General features: G+C 41.0%; 19 protein-coding genes. 13 read left to right on the top strand and 6 right to left on the bottom strand.

Features of this window, described 5'->3' with window-relative positions:
• Positions 1–85 precede the first annotated feature (85 nt).
• Positions 86–1,264: a hypothetical protein gene (locus H5158_RS20465; protein WP_259398589.1), complete on the bottom strand. Its 1,179-nt coding sequence runs from the start codon at positions 1,262–1,264 to the stop codon at positions 86–88.
• A gap of 122 nt (positions 1,265–1,386) precedes the next feature.
• Positions 1,387–2,010, bottom strand: coding sequence for an HTH-type transcriptional repressor FabR (fabR, locus tag H5158_RS20460; RefSeq protein ID WP_182719645.1), 624 nt, complete (start codon positions 2,008–2,010; stop codon positions 1,387–1,389).
• A 126-nt stretch (positions 2,011–2,136) separates the two neighbouring features.
• Between fabR and H5158_RS20455 the strand changes: the two genes are divergently transcribed.
• Both H5158_RS20455 and sthA read left to right on the top strand, forming a co-directional pair.
• Positions 2,137–3,270, top strand: coding sequence for a fatty acid desaturase (locus H5158_RS20455; protein WP_145242414.1), 1,134 nt, complete (start codon positions 2,137–2,139; stop codon positions 3,268–3,270).
• Between the two features lie 13 nt (positions 3,271–3,283).
• Entirely contained in the window at positions 3,284–4,711 is a 1,428-nt protein-coding gene (sthA, locus tag H5158_RS20450) for a Si-specific NAD(P)(+) transhydrogenase (protein WP_145242412.1), read from the top strand.
• Between the two features lie 85 nt (positions 4,712–4,796).
• Here the strand turns inward: sthA and hemE are convergent, their stop codons facing one another.
• Entirely contained in the window at positions 4,797–5,861 is a 1,065-nt protein-coding gene (gene hemE / locus H5158_RS20445) for a uroporphyrinogen decarboxylase (RefSeq protein WP_149980407.1), read from the bottom strand.
• Positions 5,862–6,362: 501 nt separating this feature from the next.
• On the opposite strand from hemE, the gene rsd reads away from it, so the two are divergent.
• Together rsd and H5158_RS20435 are read left to right on the top strand one after the other, a co-directional pair.
• On the top strand, positions 6,363–6,830 hold the full coding sequence (gene rsd / locus H5158_RS20440; protein ID WP_145242408.1) for a sigma D regulator: 468 nt from the start codon (positions 6,363–6,365) through the stop codon (positions 6,828–6,830).
• A gap of 176 nt (positions 6,831–7,006) precedes the next feature.
• A complete protein-coding gene (locus H5158_RS20435; RefSeq protein ID WP_145242406.1) occupies positions 7,007–8,056 on the top strand; it encodes an LD-carboxypeptidase in 1,050 nt (349 codons plus the stop codon).
• A gap of 56 nt (positions 8,057–8,112) precedes the next feature.
• On the opposite strand, the gene fkpA is transcribed toward H5158_RS20435, so the two are convergent.
• On the bottom strand, positions 8,113–8,865 hold the full coding sequence (fkpA, locus tag H5158_RS20430) for an FKBP-type peptidyl-prolyl cis-trans isomerase (RefSeq protein WP_145242404.1): 753 nt from the start codon (positions 8,863–8,865) through the stop codon (positions 8,113–8,115).
• A 202-nt stretch (positions 8,866–9,067) separates the two neighbouring features.
• Here fkpA and H5158_RS20425 point away from each other — a divergent pair, with 202 nt between their 5' ends.
• Both H5158_RS20425 and H5158_RS20420 read left to right on the top strand, forming a co-directional pair.
• The gene (locus H5158_RS20425; protein ID WP_182719569.1) at positions 9,068–10,066 is read left to right on the top strand and encodes a WD40 repeat domain-containing protein; all 999 of its coding nucleotides are present in this window, start codon (positions 9,068–9,070) and stop codon (positions 10,064–10,066) included.
• Positions 10,053–10,268, top strand: a complete 216-nt coding sequence (locus tag H5158_RS20420) for a SlyX family protein (RefSeq protein WP_182719570.1) — start codon at positions 10,053–10,055, stop codon at positions 10,266–10,268. The genes H5158_RS20425 and H5158_RS20420 overlap by 14 nt, the downstream gene beginning before the upstream one ends.
• A 13-nt stretch (positions 10,269–10,281) precedes the next feature.
• On the opposite strand, the gene H5158_RS20415 is transcribed toward H5158_RS20420, so the two are convergent.
• Positions 10,282–10,485, bottom strand: a complete 204-nt coding sequence (locus H5158_RS20415; protein ID WP_029216159.1) for a YheV family putative zinc ribbon protein — start codon at positions 10,483–10,485, stop codon at positions 10,282–10,284.
• 143 nt (positions 10,486–10,628) lie between these two features.
• Between H5158_RS20415 and H5158_RS20410 the strand changes: the two genes are divergently transcribed.
• From H5158_RS20410 to H5158_RS20390, 5 genes are all read left to right on the top strand, one after another.
• On the top strand, positions 10,629–12,551 hold the full coding sequence (locus tag H5158_RS20410; RefSeq protein ID WP_182740773.1) for an ATP-binding cassette domain-containing protein: 1,923 nt from the start codon (positions 10,629–10,631) through the stop codon (positions 12,549–12,551).
• Positions 12,538–12,960 carry a TIGR02444 family protein gene (locus tag H5158_RS20405; RefSeq protein WP_182719572.1) on the top strand — a complete coding sequence of 141 codons (423 nt, stop codon included), beginning with the start codon at positions 12,538–12,540 and terminating at the stop codon, positions 12,958–12,960. Before H5158_RS20410 ends, H5158_RS20405 begins: the two co-directional genes overlap by 14 nt.
• 1,158 nt (positions 12,961–14,118) lie before the next feature.
• Positions 14,119–15,099: a hydrolase gene (locus H5158_RS20400; RefSeq protein ID WP_145242394.1), complete on the top strand. Its 981-nt coding sequence runs from the start codon at positions 14,119–14,121 to the stop codon at positions 15,097–15,099.
• On the top strand, positions 15,096–15,341 hold the full coding sequence (locus H5158_RS20395) for a YheU family protein (RefSeq protein ID WP_145242392.1): 246 nt from the start codon (positions 15,096–15,098) through the stop codon (positions 15,339–15,341). Before H5158_RS20400 ends, H5158_RS20395 begins: the two co-directional genes overlap by 4 nt.
• A 59-nt stretch (positions 15,342–15,400) precedes the next feature.
• Entirely contained in the window at positions 15,401–16,594 is a 1,194-nt protein-coding gene (locus H5158_RS20390; protein ID WP_145242390.1) for a dipeptidase, read from the top strand.
• Between the two features lie 32 nt (positions 16,595–16,626).
• Here H5158_RS20390 and H5158_RS20385 read toward each other — a convergent pair whose 3' ends face one another.
• A complete protein-coding gene (locus H5158_RS20385) occupies positions 16,627–17,304 on the bottom strand; it encodes a hypothetical protein (protein ID WP_182740772.1) in 678 nt (225 codons plus the stop codon).
• A 221-nt stretch (positions 17,305–17,525) separates the two neighbouring features.
• On the opposite strand from H5158_RS20385, the gene H5158_RS20380 reads away from it, so the two are divergent.
• The gene (locus tag H5158_RS20380; RefSeq protein ID WP_182740771.1) at positions 17,526–18,431 is read left to right on the top strand and encodes a hypothetical protein; all 906 of its coding nucleotides are present in this window, start codon (positions 17,526–17,528) and stop codon (positions 18,429–18,431) included.
• Positions 18,432–18,554: 123 nt separating this feature from the next.
• The coding region (locus tag H5158_RS20375; protein WP_182740770.1) for an alpha/beta fold hydrolase at positions 18,555–19,487 on the top strand (933 nt) is incomplete at its 3' end.

The raw sequence follows: 19,487 nt of genomic DNA, 5'->3' as shown, positions 1-19,487 counted from the left end.
TGTTTCGCCTTGTGCGACGGTGTGTTGTTGTGTCATTGAAATATCCTTATCCCTAAATATAAATATCGCCAGAGCAAGTCTACGTTTAGGTGATGTTGCCTACTGACCAATCGTGATCGGCGAGTGCAAAAAAGCTGACTTTGGCGTTTTCAAAATCAGGGCCTGATACGTTGGCGTAGCCGTTTTGATCGAGCTGTCCGGTGATAACATGGCCGTTACGTAAGCGAATTTTGTACCCCATATTCGCTTGCGGCTCGCCGGCTTCATCACGCAATTCAATTTCGTAGCCTAACGCGGGCTGTTCAACGGTAAAGGTAGTGGTATCTACTGCGCCGCTGGCAGTGACAATAACGTTATAAAGTCCGGGCTTTACAGCAAAAAAATGCTGCCAAAATGAGACTTCGTCAGGGCGTTTTTTATCGAGTTGTAAGGTTACTTGCCCGCTGGTTGGCCCTTGCCACTTAATAACCACGCTGCGGCTGTTGCTGCTTGAGCCTTCAATATTGAGCTTCCATCCATCGGGCACGCGTAAGCTAGTGCCGGGTTTGGCTGGTTTGCGATTACTAAAGCCTAGGTTGTAGTCGTAAATCAAATTGGCATTTTTATAGCCGGTATATTGCTCGGCGAGCTGCTCTACGGTTTCGCTTGCTTGTAAAAGATGGTTTGAAAAATTTTGCCTAACTTGATGCGACGCTTTTAGCAATACAGTACTTTGCAAAATAGGCTTATATATACATACTGCGGGTAAGTGAACTTCAACAACTGTTGGCTTTAAAGCACGGCTATTTTGCTGCATTGATTGCGCAATATACTTTGCTTGGCCTTCTCCATACTGGCTATTGAGTAGCGCTGGATTTGCTAAGAAGTTTGCTTGGTTGGAGTCACTTAAAAAATGCTCCGAAGCCGAATAATCAGGTGCGGCATTAGCTCCACCGGATGACGAAAACTTAGTGGTACTCACAGGATCTTTTGGATAAACAGCTAAGCCTTGCGCGGTATTTCTATAGGTGTTGTAGCTGACTTTTCGCCATGTTTTTTCATTTGCCCAAAATTGGCTGCGGGGATCATCACGTAGCCGTGCGGCTTGGCGTTTATCAATTACACCATACTGATTATCTTGAATAAGCCGTTGTAGTTTTTTCGGTAATAAAAAGAATTCAGCTCGCCTGACGTACGCAAACGTTACAACAGGTTCGGTTGCTTCATCTTTTATTTCATCAAAAATATGGGCGTGTTGAAAGTTCACCGCGTCCTTGGTGAGCATGTGCATCCTCGCTTTCTCTAATGCAGAGATTTAATTTTTTAAGTATAAACTTTAGCTTGCAATAATAAAGAAGTAGGAACAAAAAATCTACAAGCATTTATGCTGATTATTCACTTGTGTTATTATTCACTTGTGTTTTTATTCTCTCGCACATAATTACTAGCGCCACGAGTAATGTAGCGTAATTGCCAAATTAAACGCTCGACTAACTCTTCTCGTTGTTGCCCTTCTATGTCTAATGCTTCAGCACCGGCATTAAATACTAGCGTGACCATAGCCTCTGCTTGAATATACGCATGAGTTGCATCGCACGGGGTTTCGCTTTCAAGATAATGAGCAAGCTCTAAAATAAAGTGTTTAATTTCACGGGCTACAGCGGCACGAAATGCTTTAGAGGTGCCGGAGCGTTCACGCAGTAATAATCTGAATTGATTACTGGAGTTATCAATAAACTCCATAAAAGTAACAATCGAGGTGGTGATAATGCTACCGCCACTGGCTATACGGCGGCGCGCTTGGCGCATTAGCTGGCGCAGCGTTAAACCGGCTTCATCGACCATGGTTAAACCCAGTTCATTCATGTCTTTAAAGTGGCGGTAAAATGAGGTTGGTGCTATACCTGCTTCACGGGCAACTTCACGTAAACTTAAATTAGAAAAGCTATGATCGGCGCTTAATTGGTTAAATGCCGCTTCAATTAAAGCTTGTCGTGTTTTTTGTTTCTGTTGCGCGCGAACACCCGACATGAACTACTCCTGATTTAATTTAAATCAATTTATGGTGATTTTTATCTTAATTCTCCAGTCTAATACTTGACGGCAAGAGAATGAAATATTATTTTAGCTTACAAGTGTACGCTCAGATTTGAAAAGATGAAAAAACCACCGATTATTTGGACCAATGTCCTATTTTTTAGTATTACTTTTTTGGCTGCTGCCACATTAGTGCCTTGGTATGGGTTTACCCATGGCTTTACCAGTAGTCATTGGATCGCATTTGTTGCTTGTATGTTTTATGCTGGTATGTCAATTACCGCAGGCTACCATCGCTTATGGGCCCATAAAACTTACGACGCTCATCCTGTTGTAGAAGCCTTTTTTGCTCTAGGTGGTGCTTTTGCACTACAAAATAGTGCGCTGCACTGGAGCAGCGATCACCGCGTTCATCATGGCCAAGTTGATGATCCTGTAAAAGACCCTTATGCAGCAACTAATGGCTTTTGGTATAGCCACATAGGTTGGATGTTACGCGATTACCAAGGCGACAGTTATGGTGATTATAGTAATTGTCGTGATTTACAACGCAATAAAATAGTGATGTGGCAACACCGTCATTATATGAAATTAGTATTAGCAACTAATATTGGTATCCCTGCCCTGCTGGGTTTAATAATTGGTGATGTAATTGGCATGCTGTTGTTAGCTGGATTGTTGCGTTTGGTATTGAGCCAGCATTTCACCTTTTTTATTAATTCGGTGGCGCATATCTGGGGCTCTCGACCTTACACCGAAAAAAACACTGCTCGTGATAACGGGGTACTAGCCTTGTTTACTTATGGCGAGGGTTACCATAACTTTCATCATATTTTTGCCAGTGATTATCGCAATGGCATAAAATGGTTTCATTATGATCCCACAAAATGGATGATCCGCGCTTTTGCGGCTGTTGGACTTGCTAAAAAATTAAAACGTACGCCGGTTGAGCGCATCGAAAAAGCCAAAGCCGAAACGTTAATGAATAGAACGCAAAACCGTTTAGCGAAATTGCCTTTAGCGCAAGATAAGCTTACATTATTGCAGCAAGAGTACGATTTATTGCTGAAAAAGCTACAACACTTTTGCGCACTAAAAAAGCAAGTTTTAGAAGTTAAAAAGAATAACATGCTGCAACAATGCGAAAAATCAGCTTTAATGACACAATATCATGAGTTGGAAGCAGCCTGGGAAAATCAAAAGCAGGCGTGGCTTGCACTCAATGCGAGGTTATTAAAAGCCTCTTTTAGTTAATGTAGGAGTGGCTGTGGCCAAACAACAAGTAAAGCAAGAACAACCATCATTTCAATATGATGCAATTATTATAGGCACAGGTCCTGGCGGTGAAGGTACCGCCATGAACCTGTCTAAAAGCAACAAAAAAGTGGCCGTTATCGAACGCCAAGCTGCCGTTGGTGGTGGTTGCGTACATTGGGGTACTATCCCTTCAAAAGCACTACGTCACTCTGTTAGCCGCTACATAGAATACAAAGCAAACCCATTGTTTAATGTGGGTGAGCGCCCTAGTAGGTTAACGTTTCCTGATATTTTGCGCCACGCCAGCTCGGTTATTTCTAAGCAATCAAATTTACGCAGTAGCTTTTACGATCGTAATCGCATTCATATGTTTCAAGGTGATGCTAGCTTTGTTGATAAGCACACAATTGAAATTAAACGTCTTGATGGGTCAACCGAACGACTAACTGCTAAAACCATTGTTATTGCTACAGGTTCTCGCCCTTATCGCCCACCTGAAGTCGACTTTACCCATTCTCGTATTTACGACAGCGATACTATTTTAGGCCTAGAGCATGACCCTCATCGTGTGCTTATTTACGGCGCTGGTGTCATTGGTTGTGAGTATGCGTCTATTTTTAAAGGTTTAGGTGCAAAAGTCGATTTAGTTAATACTCGCGACCGCTTACTCGCCTTTATGGATGCTGAAATCTCAGATGCTTTAAGCTATCACTTTTGGAATAGCGGCATTGTGATCCGCCATAACGAAGAGTTTGACCGCATTGAAACCCGTGATGATTGCGTTGTTATGCATTTAAAATCAGGAAAACGCGTTAAAGCTGACTGTATTTTATTTGCCAATGGTCGCACCGGCAACACTGACGGACTTAATCTTGAAGCGGTTGGTTTAAAAGCTGATGGCCGCGGGCAGTTAAAAGTTAATGAAACTTACCAAACCGAGGTCGATAACATTTATGCCGTTGGTGATGTCATTGGCTACCCAAGTCTTGCTAGTGCAGCGTTTGATCAGGGTCGAATTGCTGCCGATGCAATTGCCTGTGGTAATTGCGATGAAAAACTAATTATTGATATTCCGGCAGGTATTTATACCATCCCTGAAATGAGCTCAGTAGGTAAAACAGAGCAGCAGTTAACCGCCGCGAAAATCCCTTATGAAGTCGGCAGAGCTCAATTTAAACATTTAGCGCGAGCACAGATTGCTGGTACCGAAGTGGGTAGTTTAAAAATATTATTCCACACTGAAACCAAAGAAGTACTGGGTGTGCATTGTTTTGGCGAGCGTGCCTCTGAAATCGTGCACATTGGCCAAGCCATTATGGAACAAAAAAATGGCGGCAATAATATTGATTACTTTGTAAATACCACCTTTAACTACCCAACTATGGCTGAAGCCTATCGTGTTGCGGCGTTAAATGGTTTGAATCGACTGTTTAAATAAACACGTTGAGACAGCTAATAAAAAGCCCGCTTACTGATAAGCGGGCTTTTTTGATTATAAATGACAGTGCTTGTTACAGCTGCAGTTACTTATGATATTGCGCACTAAACTCATGTACGGCATTAATAAATACACCCGCGTTTTCAGGATCAACATCAGGCGTAATACCATGGCCTAAGTTAAATACATGACCTTCACCTGTGCCAAAATCTTCAAGGATAGTCGCTACTTCTTGGCGAATACGATCTGGTGTGCCATGTAACATTGATGGATCCATATTACCTTGCAGAGCTACTTTGTCGCCGACACGGCGCTTAGCATCGCTAATATTAATTGTCCAATCGAGACCAATTGCATCACAACCCGTTGCTGCTATCGCTTCAATCCATTGACCGCCATTTTTAGTAAATAACGTAACGGGCACTTTGCGGCCATCGTATTCACGAATTAAACCATCAACGATTTTGTGCATGTACTGCAATGAGAACTCTTTATAATCACGCGGGCTCAATACACCGCCCCATGAGTCAAACACCATTAGAGACTGCGCACCGGCTTTAATTTGTGCATTTAAATAATCGATCACTGAATCAGCAAGCTTATCAAGTAACAAATGCAGTGTTTTTGGCTCAGCAAACGCCATTTTTTTGATTTTACCAAAGGTCTTGCTGCTCCCGCCTTCAACCATATAAGTAGCAAGTGTCCAAGGTGAACCCGAGAAACCAATTAGCGGTACTTCGCCTTTTAGCTCACGACGGATCGTGCTTACGGCATTCATAACATAACCAAGCTCATCTGTTGGATCGAGCTTTGGAATTTTTTGTACATCAGCAAGTGATGAAATTGGACGCTCAAATTTAGGACCTTCACCGGTTTCAAAATACAAACCTAAGCCCATCGCATCTGGAATCGTTAAAATATCACTAAATAAAATAGCGGCATCTAATGGGTAACGACGCAGCGGCTGTAATGTTACTTCACAAGCGAGCTCAGCATTTTTACACAGGCTCATAAAATCGCCCGCTTGTGCACGAGTTGCGCGGTATTCTGGTAAGTAACGCCCTGCTTGGCGCATCATCCATACCGGAGTCACATCAACTGGCTGTTTTTGTAGTGCACGTAAATAACGGTCGTTTTTTAATTCGCTCATAGCGTAAAGGATCCTAAAGCTGATAGATATTGCGCAGATTGTATCACCATATCGCACACCTCTCTATCGCTATGGCACTAATTAACCTTAGTATTGATACAGATTAATAATCTATTTTAAGATGCTTGCTTGGTACAAAATTAATACAACAAACAATAACATTTGAAATTTTTTATTAATATGTTTGCAACATAGTAAAAACCTTGGTATAACTTGTCCCGCGTTAACAATAAAAACAATAAAAATTACATAACAATAAAAATAAAAATCTTCTAATAACAATAAGAAAGCTTGTTTAAACAAGTCATGGAAAAAGAAATTAACCACCTTTATGGTGGTTTTTTCTTGCCTGAAACAATATAAACGATTTGTATTTTATTAAAAAACTGTTTATATATCATATAGTTCTTGTTTTATTACAAAATTATAAAAAAAATGTGTTGATCTTTGCGGCATATTTCATTGTTATAGAAGAAACCAACCCAGCTAAGGAGAATGATAATGCTGACGCGTTTGGAAAAAGCTCAACAAAAATGGGGTGGTAGCCACACCGTGATCGACAAATGGCTCTCAGAACGCCAAGAGCTATTAGTTTTATATTGTCGTATTGCTGGCTTTTCACCGTATGATAAAAAAGACCATGCCTTACCTGACCAATTACAGATCCAAAATTTTTGCCAACTATTGATGGATTATTTATCTGCTGGTCACTTTGAAGTGTATGACGACATTGCCAAGGCATGTGAGCAAAAAGGCCCTAACAGCCAGCAGCTTGCCAATGAACTTTATCCACGAATTTCGCAAACTACTGACATTGCACTTGATTTTAATGACAAATATGCAGAGGTGGATAAAGAAGATTTACTCAATGATTTTGATGACGACTTATCAAAACTTGGTGAAACACTTGAGCTGCGTTTTGAGTTAGAAGATGAGTTGATTGATAATTTATATTCTAATCACACCTAGATAATACACACAATTATTACGTTACAAGGAGCTAAGCTCCTTGTTTGCTGTTTACTTTAAGTCTTTTCTTACCCATCTATAAATTTAATATTCCCATAACACCCCATAAAATTGAAATTTATATTTCAATGATGTAATTATAGCCTTATTGTGCATTAAAACTACAAAGGCTCGCCATGAATAAACGTACATTTTTGAAATCTGTATCACTCCTCAGTGCAGGGTTACTCGCAGGCAATAGCGCTCAAGCAGCTAACCTATCAAGTCAAACTGCACTAAGTTTAAAAAAGCCGAACGCCTTACCAAGCAGAGGCACAATTGGTGTAGCTAGCCCATCAGCAGCAACAGCAAATCAAAAAGACATTATTTTAGCTAAGCAAGTAATTGAAGCGCTTGGTTATAATGCTAAGTTAGCACCTAATATTATGGCTAGACGTGGCCACCTTGCGGGCACTGATACACAACGTGCAGACGATCTTAATGCGCTGTTTAACGACAGCAGTGTTGATGCTATTTTTTGCTTACGAGGTGGCTCTGGGGCGGCACGTATTTTACCCCTACTGGATTATGCCATGATCCGTGCTAACGCCAAACCGCTGATGGGCTACTCAGATATCACCGCACTTCATAACGCGTTACTAGCTAAAGCCGGTATTGTTAGTTTTCATGGACCTAACGCCTCTAGTGATTGGAATCCATTTCATGTTAAACAATTTAAACAAATGTTTGAGCAACAAACCCGCATGCACTTTAGCAACTTGCCAAAAGCCGAGGATGAATTGGTTAATAGCCAATACCTCACCCAAACCATCACACCAGGTAAAGCGACTGGACAACTTATCGGCGGTAATTTAACTGTACTAACAGCGCTGGCTGGCTCAACTTATTTACCACAATTTGACGGGGCTATTTTATTTTTAGAAGACATTGATGAAGCACCTTATCGGATTGACCGCATGCTCAGCACTTTAAAACTAATGGGTGCACTGGACAAAATAGCGGGGTTTGTATTTGGTGACTGTAACGATTGCAGCCCGGGAAATGGCTATGGCTCATTGACGCTAGATGAAATTTTTGCAGATTATATAAAACCGCTGGCTATCCCTGCCTACCGAGGGGCGATGATTGGCCATATAAAACGACAGTTCATATTACCGGTCGGTACGCAAATCGAACTCAATGCTGATACAGGTACGTTGACTATGAAAGAAACCGCCTTCAGCTAAGATTTTAGCAACAAAAAAAGGGGCTAATTAGCCCCCTTCTCGCACAGAATAAATAATTACTCTGCAGCTGCTGCTTGCTCTTCATTTTGAATTTCAAGTAATTCAACTTCAAAAACAAGTGTTGAGTTAGCTGGGATCTTACCTAAGTCACGATCGCCGTATGCTAGTTCTGCTGGAATAGTAAACTTATACTTAGAACCTACAGGCATAAGTTGTAAACCTTCAGTCCAACCAGCGATTACGCGGTTAAGTGGGAAAGTCGTTGGTTCGTTACGAGCATACGAACTATCAAATTCAGTACCGTCAAGTAGTGTGCCTTTGTAGTGTACTTTAACTACGTCAGTTGCTACTGGCATTTCACCATCACCTTGAGTGATCACTTCGTACTGTAGGCCTGATTCAGTTACTGTTACGCCTTCTTTCTTAGCGTTATCAGCTAGGTATTTTTCACCTTCAGCTTGGCTTTTTTCAGCTTCTACTTTGGCATGTTGCTCTTGCTTAGTACGTACTGACGTATCAAGTGCCGTTAATACTTCACGAATTTTCTCTTCGTCAATTTTTGCGTCGCCAGCAAGGGCATCTTCAAAACCACGAATTAATAGTGCTTGGTCAAGCTCAATGCCTAACTCTTTTTTATCAGCTAAATCTTTATTTAAGAAGTTACCAACAGATGCACCAATACCGTATGCTTGTTGTTGTACTTCAGTTTCAAGTTTAACAGGTGCTTGTTCTTGTTTTGCTTCTTGATTACAAGCTGTTAGCGCTAAAACTGACGCTGCAATCAATGACAATTTAATCGTCTTTTTCATTTTAAATCTCCGACACACTTTGCAGATGTCATTTATTGTATTATTACTAGTTAAAGGTTAACGGCCCATGGTAGGCTACTTATCTAATTTCTGATTGTAGGCTATACGCTCACTTTCACGTTAATTAGATAAACAACCTAGGCCTTCACGAGCCCTAGTCTAACCTCTCAATCACTAAGAGTTAAGGGGAAATAGCTGTAATATGTCGATATTTCGTACTTTTTTGTATCTTCTGTGCTGCACCTTGCTGATTGCCTGCTCAGAACAAAAAGACCAAGCCACTGCAAGCTATGAGCATGCAGCCAGAGGCGCGTTCGCCTCCGCAATATCTCATGATGGCAAATACAGCCTGATCTCATCTATACACCATGGGGTCGCCCTATGGGATAATCAACAGCAAGTACTAAAATACCAATGGTTTCAGCAACAAGACGCCGATAGCCTAGTACATACCGTGGCTATCGCTTATGACAACAGCCACGCTGTTACCGCTGAAAAAACCACTTTTGCAGTATGGGATATTGCCACTGGCAAAAATACCGGCTACTACAAAATAAAAACCGCCACTATTCGTGATATCGCCATTAGTAACCAAGGCCGCAGTGTTTTGTACGGTCGTAGCGATGGCGTTGTTGTTTACCTCGACTTAGAGACCGGTAGACGCATTGAGTTCCTTGGTCACCAAGAAAAAATTAACGCAGTTGCTTTATCGCCCAACGGAAATTTTGCTCTCAGTGGCTCCAACGATTATGCGGCGTACTTTTGGGATACTCGTACCGGACAAGTGATCCATCGCTTTAACCATCCAAGTCGTGTCACCCAAGTGACCTTAGATCCGCAAGGTCGCTATGCATTTACCGCAGACAGTATGACACAAGCACATGTATGGCAGCTGACAACAGGTGATCTTGTTAGTAAACTGCAGTATATTGCCCGCCAGAGAATTTTTACTGCGGTACGCTTTAATGAAGCAGGCACCTTGCTGGCAACAGGCTCACCTAACCGCTTAGTGGACCTATGGCAATTATCCAGTGGTGAACAAATTCAAAGTTGGCATGTAACACCGCGAGAAGGCAGTAGACCAAAATCAGCAGTGGTACTTGATGTCGCTTTTACTGACAACGATACTGCGTTGTTAACCGAAAGCTCCAGTGGGATCGCTGAGCGCTTTACTAGACGAGAAAAAAATGAACACAATTGAACATCGCTTAACAGAACTTGAAGCCAAAGTGGCTTTTCAAGACGAAACGATTGAAATTTTAAATGATGAAATAAAAGTTCACCAGCAGCTGTTGGCAAAAATGAAGCGCCAAACAGAGCTACTGGCTGAAAAAATTAAAGAGTCGCAAGCATCATCTATGATGATGTCAGACACGCCAGAACCTCCGCCGCCACACTATTGATGGTTGCGGGCGCTTAATCGCCCGGTTTAAACACGCCAATGACTTGTTCAAATTGGCGTGTTGATGCCTGAACAGCCTGCTCTGGCTGTGCCATTTTATGGCCGCACTGCATGCATTCGACTTTCTCTACATCGTGCTCTTTGTAAAGCATCATCATATCCATGGTTTTACACTCTGGACAGGTTGCCCCAGCAATAAATCGTTTTTTCTGTTTCACTACGTTTTCCCACAGTTTGAAAAGAAACTTGCTACATTTTAACCCAATAACTACCCAGTTGATACGCTGACGATTGAAATATAGTCCAGCTTCCGTGCTATGATAGCGTCAAGTTCACAAAGGCACAGTAAAGCGCAGACTACATGATCCAGATCTCAGAAATTGAATTACTTCGCGGCGGTAAAGCACTCCTTAAAGATGCCTCAGCTACATTATTTCCAGAACACAAAGTTGGCCTAGTCGGCGCCAATGGCTGCGGTAAATCAACACTCTTTAGTTTATTGAAATCTGAACTACAGCTTGATGCAGGTAATTGCAGTATCCCTAAAGACTGGTCTATCGCCTCGGTAAAACAAGAAACGCCAGCGCTAGATATCAGCGCAATTGATTATGTATTACAAGGTCATCCTGAGTATTACGCCATGCGTATTGCGCTGCGCGAAGCCGAACAAAATGATGATGGCGATACCCAAGCCAAAGTGCACATACAACTTGAGCACATTAAAGGCTATAGCATAGAAGCCAAAGCCGGCGAGTTACTTCACGGGTTAGGGTTTGCAAATAACCAAATTGAAAACCCCGTTAGTGATTTTTCCGGTGGTTGGCGAATGCGCTTAAACCTTGCCCAAGCGCTGATCCGTGATGCCGACTTGCTGCTACTGGATGAGCCAACTAACCACTTGGATTTAGATGCGGTGTACTGGCTGGAGCGTTTTTTACGCGCTTACACCGGTACTTTAGTGTTGATATCGCATGACCGTGAATTCCTCGATGCTGTAGTTGACCAAATTTGGCATATCGACAAGCAAAAGATCAATGTTTACAAAGGCAACTACTCGCAATTTGAACGTCAAAAAGCAGAGCGTTTATTACAACAACAAGCGATGTTTGAAAAACAACAGGATCAAATTGCCCACCTTGAGCAATTTATTACCCGCTTTAAAGCCAAAGCCAGTAAAGCCAAGCAAGCACAAAGCCGCGTTAAAGCGCTTGAACGTATGGAAAAGCTCGCACCAGCTCATGCTGACTCGCCCTTTGACTTTGAATTTGCAGAGCCTACCGCACTACCAAACCCATTGATGACACTCGATAAAGCTCAAGCCGGCTATGGCGATGTCACAATCTTAAATAGTATTAAACTTAACTTAGTCCCTGGTAGTCGCATTGCCCTACTTGGCCGTAACGGCGCAGGTAAATCAACCTTAATAAAATTATTGTCTGGCGACTTACAACCGCAAGCAGGCGAAGTATTCCAACATCAGGGCTTAAACATAGGTTACTTTGCTCAGCATCAATTGGAATCGCTAGATTTAAAAGCCAGCGCGATTACCCATTTGCAGCGTTTAAATCCTAAAGCCACCGAGCAATCACTGCGTGACTTTTTAGGTGGTTTTGCCTTTATTGGTGATAAAGCCCTTGAGCCCGTAGCACCGTTTTCAGGGGGTGAAAAAGCCCGATTAGTACTCGCAATGTTGGTCTATCAAAAACCAAACTTATTACTGCTCGATGAGCCAACCAACCACCTTGATTTAGAAATGCGTCATGCTTTAGTTATGGCGTTGCAAGGGTTTGAAGGCGCGATGGTTACCGTTTCCCATGACCGTCACATGCTAAAAAATACCGCCGACGAATATTACTTAGTGGATAACGGTGAAGTAACCCAGTTTGGCTACGACTTAGACGAATACTATCAATGGCTACTTAACGCTAATAAAGAAGCGGCAAAAACCACTCAAGATGACAATGAACCAAAAGCAAATTCAAGCGTTAACCGTAAAGAGCAAAAACGCCTAGAAGCAGAGTTTAGAAAAGCCACACAACCACTTAAAAAGCACATCGAAAAGCTTGAAAAGCAACTTGATAAACACTCAGCCGAATTAGCTGAAATCGAACAAGCACTTGGCGATAACGAGCTTTATAACGATGACAACAAAGCAAAACTCAAAGAATTACTAGCTAAACAAGCGACATTAACACCGAAAGTAAATGACATCGAAGAGGAGCTATTAATGGCCCTTGAGGAGATGGAACAAAAAGAACAGGCGTTTGCCAATGAACTTGCTTAACAGCAACGACTTTTGGCAATTTGCATGTCAGCTTTATAGCGAAGGTGACATGCAAGCACGCCTGTTAGATTACCAAAACCAGCAAGGTAAAAACGTTAACCTGTGCCTGCTACTGTATTATTTAGACTCTCTCAATCTAGCAATTAGCCAAACTCAGTTAAACAAACTTGAGCAATGTATTAGTGAATTTGATCAGCAGGTATTACAACCACTGCGTGCCGCCCGCGGCTATTTAAAAACCAACCACACCGAGATTGCAGATTATGCTGCAATTCGTAAAGACCTACTCAGCGCCGAGTTAAAGCTAGAAAAGCAACAGCAAGAGATGTTGATAGATGCGGTAAATAAATTTAGATTAGCTACGCATCCGGAGCCGAATAATATTAGGTTGTATTTGCTTAAGCTATAAGCAGCTCGGTGCGAACTTGTGTTTGGGGTATAGTTAGGGCAATCATGTCTAAAACCATTGCCCACGGATATTCATACCTGTAGGAGCCAGCTTTAGCTGCGAATATATTTTTATCTGTCTCACTGTCTTTTTTTGTACAAAATTTTAAAGTAATTTATCCACAATGAGGGTTTCGAGGCGCTACGCTTTAAAGAAAAGCCAGTAAAATATACTAGCGCATTTGTAGGTCGTGTATTAGCGCTTGAATTCGGCGGCTGTAGGCTTGTTGTTATTTTTGGTTCTCAACCTGATACCTATTAATGTTCCTATAACTGTACTTAAAAGTAAAATAGGTAGCTCAAAAGCTAAAGTTGGCGGGATAAACAACTCTTGCAAAATAAACGAAGTGATCGCAGTGCTAAATAAAAACCCCAACACATAAACTGCAAATGCATATTGCCAATTATGGCTTGAACTTCTGTAAGCCATAACCCCATACATGAATATGGATAAGAAAGCTGAGGGGATTAACTGGATTACGAAAAAGTCTTCAAAGGTTAGTCTCGCAACCATATTGATAACTTGTGATGTTAAGAAACCTAAAATTACATAAAAAAATGCCATCACTAAAGTGTATTTAACTATCCGCGTAACCCTCAAGATCTCCCCCTGTATTACAGTTTTTATAACCAATACAGTTTAAAATAAAAATGCAAAGACTGGTAGCTTTCCAGTTTTTTCATTAATAATGACCCGCAAGCTCCCTAGAGCTTTGCCACTTTAACCTTTCTCCTTGCAAACTCGCTAACTGATTTGATCCAAATCAACTTCTGTATCACTGCTAATCAACTTAGGAAAATAGCTTGATCTGGATCATAACAACCTAGTCAAACTGTCTCTATCATTAATCCATAGACATTAGGAGGCATTTATGGACGTATTCTTCAGAGACTTTTTTAGTGACCCAGTACTATTTTTATCATTTGGTTTTCTGGGAGTAGTGATCAGTTTATGCCTTTTCTTTGTGTACTTTTTTATCAAAAAAGTACATGACGACAAAACACCCAATCAGAATTAAGCACGACGCACAAAGCCCCTATCAAGTTATTTGATTAGGGGCTTTTTATTATTAAAAGTTTGTTACACTAGCGATTCTATTAGCTAAACATGTTTTAACTTATGTCTACAGATTTCAAGCCAGCTTGGTGGATGACTAATCGCCATGTGCAAACCATTATGCCACGGTTTTTTCGGCCTTTTCATAATACTCGCTACCAATTAGAGCAGCTTGATACTCCCGACGGCGATTTTTTAGAGCTCGCTTGGTCACAACCCAAAAACGATAACGCGCCGCTGGCAATTGTATTGCATGGCCTGGAAGGTAATATCAATAGCTTTTATGCAAAAGGCATGATGAAAGCCCTCAAAAAGCAGGGGTTTAGTGTTGTTTTAATGCATTTTCGTAACTGTTCTACTGAAGTTAACCGCCTACCCCGTGCATATCATAGTGGCGAAACCGGCGATCTCGATTTTTTTATAAAACAACTTAAGCAGCAGTTTCCAGATCGCTTGATGGTTGCAGTTGGCTTTTCACTCGGCGGTAACGTACTGGCCAAATACTTAGGTGAACAAGGCGAACAATGTTTACTTGATGGCGCGGCGGTTGTTTCAGCTCCTTATGATTTGTCGCCATCATGCCAAGTTATTCGTAAAAGTTTGGCTAAGATTTATCAAAAGTATTTACTCGATCGCATGAAAAAATCGATGCAGCGTAAATTACCGCAAATCACAAAACAGATTGATTTAACACCAGATCAGCTAATGGAAATTGATGATTTATGGCAGTTTGACGATAAACTGACAGCTCCTTTACATGGTTTTATTGGTGCTGAAGATTACTATCAACAAGCCAGCGCTAAGCCTTATTTAAAACACATTACAACACCCACATTAATTGTTCATGCGAAAGACGACCCAATGCTGTCAATTAAAGCTGTACCCAGTAGGCAAGATGTTAGTGAGCATGTTACGCTGCAAGTCTCAGAAAAAGGCGGCCATGTTGGCTTTATAAGTGGAAAAAATCCATTTAAACCGATTTATTGGTTAGAGCATGTAGTGCCAGATTTCTTCACCCAAATCGTCAAAAAAGAGCAGCTATGATCATTCCCCATGAGCAACTAGATAAAGACACTCTATACAATTTAATTGAAAGTTATGTGCTACGTGAAGGCACCGATTACGGTGAGCAAGAATTCAGTATTGAAAGTAAAGTGGCGCAAGTAAAACAACAACTACAAAATGGCGATGCCATGGTGTTTTTTTCAGAACTGCACGAATCAGTTACTATTATTTCTAAAGGTGAATTTAAAGCACTGCAAAGTGAAACACAATTTAACGAGTAAACTTGTAACCCTAGTTGTAAAAATAGACAATGGCTTTTTTACTAAAAGAGCCATTAAAAATGATAAAACTAAGCTCAGTAGTTATTGCCGTTGCACTTGCTTTATCAAGCCAAGTGCAAGGTGCAGACATTAGCGCATCAGCTAAAGCAATTAAACTCACCAAAGACACTATTTTAATCGATACTCATATCGATGTGCCGTACCGTATTCATGCTAAATGGGCTGATGTTACTAAAGCCACTGATGACGGTGATTTTGACTACCCACGCGCAGTTAAAGGTGGCTTAAATGCGCCATTTATGTCGATTTATATTCCTGCGCATTTGGAGTTTGAAGGGAAAGGTAAAAGCTTTCAGCTAGCAAATCAACTCATTGATAGTATGGAAGCAATTGCCCAGCGCGCCCCTGACAAATTTGCTATTGCCGATTCAACGAATGATATTAAAAAGCAGTTCAAACAAGGCAAAATGTCGATAGCAATGGGGATGGAAAACGGCTCACCAATTGAAGGTGACATGGCAAACCTACAGCACTTTTTTGATCGTGGTGTACGCTATATCACCCTTGCTCATTCACAAAGCAACCATATTTCAGATTCATCTTATGATATTCGCCGTAAATGGAAAGGTCTAAGCCCATTTGGTAAAAAACTGGTTACTGAGATGAACAATATTGGCATGCTGATTGATGTTTCACATATTTCAGATGATGCGTTTTATCAAGTAATGGAGCTATCTAAAACACCGGTTATTGCCTCACACTCATCACTGCGCAAATATACGCCTGGTTTTGAGCGTAATATGGATGACGATATGCTACTAGCGCTGAAAAAGAACGGCGGGGTTATTCAAATAAACTTTGGTTCAAGCTTTGTAACCGCTAAAGCAGGTGATTGGGGCAAGCAGTTAAAGAGTAAAAAAGAGTCGGCAAAAAAAGAAGGCACTAAATTAAGTCAAGATTTTGATGCCGCGTATCGTGCTAAAAACCCGTATCCATTTGCGAGTCTTGAGCAAGTACTTGAGCATATCGATCACGTTGTTGAGCTAATTGGTATCGATTATGTTGGCATCGGCTCTGACTACGATGGTGTTGGCGATTCACTGCCAGTAGGCTTAAAAGATGTATCTAGCTACCCGAATCTAGTGCAAGGATTAATGGATCGTGGTTACAGTGACAAAGATATCAAAAAAATCCTCAGTGGCAATGTGCTGCGCGTATGGCAACAAGCCGAACAGTATGCAAAAAAACATTAATTGATAAATAATTAGGTCCTGAGGTTCAGGGCCTAATTACTCTTTGATGGCTGAAAAATCTCATTTATCAATTTCTCTTGAGACGTGGACCCTGCCATTTTAATCAACTCATACATCGCTCCTGTTGTCGCAAATGTGCTTTGTGTACAGCTAAACGCGTCAAACAAGTTGTACTGGTAATGCGTTGACTCAGCTAGTAAATCACCTGAAGACACATCATATACAAAAAACTCAGCATAGGTATGAAGCGCATTTTCATCTTTATAATAACCGTCTTTAGATCTATATTTAAACGCGCCACTGAAAATCAAAACCGTGTCTACATTTTGTTGATTATTAAACTCAATGTTGCTCCATCGCGAGACGCCTACATCAGTATTAATGATCGACATAGATTGCTTATTTAACGGCACTAATGTGGTATCAAAACCAGCAAAGCGCGCAATTATCCGCTGCGTTAGCAGCTCATTTAAATCCGTAGGGAGCGCATACAACTGCCGTTCATTGCTGAATACCGTAACCCCTGTATGCGTACAAAGTAAGTTATCACCAATCAGCGTAATCACACCAACTTTACCAAGCGGTTTGCGATTTTCTGCGATGCTGAGGGTTGCTTTTTTGACACTGTCTTTTTTAACCTTTTCTTGCTTTGTTGCGCACCCCAATAGGAGCAAAAACAACGCAATAAAAAACCACTTAAGTATATTCATATTTTTCTTTTCCGTGCTGTATACAACGACCAAACAACATGATGTTTGCAAAGAGAAGAGTCTCCTTGCTTAATTAAAAATAAAATTAATCTTCGTTATCAATCATACTTAGCGAATAAATTATAATACGCTGAAGCACACTTAACTTTCTACATCTTTTAACAGACTTATAGCCCCAAAAGCGGTAAATTACGCCTTTTCAAATATGGAGCCTCCACCACATGCCTATTAGTAAAGGATCAGTCGCAATAGCCCTTGCCTCAGCCGCACTTGTGGTCTCGTGTTACGGTACATTTTTCAAATCAGTGAGTTTACCTAACGACAAAAGTAGCACTGAACAGTCATCGATCATTGTTACTAATATGCCACTGAATAATGACGGCAACGAACTTTCAGTTACCCAATTGCATAACAAAATAATATCTTTACAGCGACAAGTGACTAGCCTAAAAATAAAAAATACTTCTATAGATCAAGAATATAATAACGATGACTTTAAGGAGTTAGTGCTTGCTGTACTGACGGAAAAAGAACAGCAAGAAATAGATGAAATGCGTGAAAGCAACCCACTTTACGGTTTTTATGCCGACTTACCACAAGACTATGAACTACGCATAAAGTCAGACTCTGACTATGCGAAAAAAATAACCACACAATTACGAGAGCAAATACTCGACCCAAATGCCACAGACATCGATAGACTCGCAGCCCTAACTCAACTACAAATGAATATGTATATTTTGAATAAATCAAAAATACCTGAGTATGACTTTGCGGTAGTCGATAATATTTTAGAGCTGGCCGCTAATAGTGATGATGAGAAATTCAAAATCCAAGCCATTGAAGTCATAACTCAAGCACCCGTACTCGATCAACGCCTGACTGAGCGCTTTACTTCACTACTGCAGCATGAGTCTAACGATTATATTCGCCGTTTAGCGGGGCAAGGCTTGATATCGCAATACTATCAATCGCAAAGCTCAGAAGATGGCAATAGCCAACAAATTGCCCAGCATATTTTATCACTTTACCAGCACACTAGTGATGATAATGTCCGCTCTGTACTTGATGAAATGATTGGCAATGAAAGCATGCTAGCAGAACTGCGAAAACATGCTGAAGGTTAAACGTATTAAAAAACGGCTCTCATTCTGATATAAAAAATTCATATTTCTACTCATGAAGGATTACTGAGTTTTAACTATACTGTTTTGCATAAGTCGCTAAATAAGCTATCGACATAACGCAATATGCGCACGATTAAAATTAAAAGTGGCATTACAATTAGCTATCAAGATAAAGGAAAGAAATCAGCGCCTGTCATCATTATGATTATGGGCCTTGGAGCGCAGCTAACAGTATGGCCTGATGAATTATATTTAGGCTTAGTAGCTAAAGGGTTTAGAGTCATTCGTTTTGATAACCGCGATACTGGTCTTTCAAGCCAACTTGAACAATTTGGTAGCCCTAACCTATTCAAAATATGGCTAAATAAACGGTTACCTATTAAATCCCGCATCCCATACACCTTAGATGATATGGCAAATGATGTATTAGAATTAATGGCCGAATTAAAAATCAAAAAAGCGCATTTAGTCGGTGCATCTATGGGCGGCATGATTGCGCAAATTATCGCAGCTAAATATAAAAAAAAGGTCTTGAGCTTAACCTCAATTATGTCAAGTTCGAGTAAACCTAAGCTATCGGCGTCTAATTTAAAGCTATTTTTACAGCTTGCAAAACATCGTCGCGCCCAAGCCAGTCGTGATGGTGCTATTAATTACAACATTAAACTCAACCAGCTCATTGGTAGCCCTGCTTACCCACAAGATGAACAAACACTGCGTAAACAAGCCATTTTGGGCGTCGATCGTGCTTACAACCCGCGAGGTTTCAATCGTCAACTTGCTGCTATTGCAGCAAGTGATTGTAGGCAATACTTAATGGCAAAAATTAAAGCGCCTACTTTAGTGATCCACGGCAATCTTGACCCTGTGATACCTGTTTCAGCTGGAAAATTAACAGCAGTGCAAATCCGTAAAGCCAAACTAAGAATCGTCAACGGCATGGGCCATAACTTCCCGCCAGCATTAATGGTAAAAATGACCAAGTGGATCAGCAAACACGTTAAAAAAGCAGAACAAAAGCGCGCACAGAAAAAGTTAAAAAAAGCGGTAAGCGGT

Origin of the sequence: Pseudoalteromonas sp. SR45-6, assembly GCF_014163545.1 — a bacterium.
GTDB lineage: Bacteria > Pseudomonadota > Gammaproteobacteria > Enterobacterales > Alteromonadaceae > Pseudoalteromonas > Pseudoalteromonas rhizosphaerae.
Note: the sequence above shows the minus strand (reverse complement) of the source record. Positions and strands in the feature narration are given on the sequence as shown.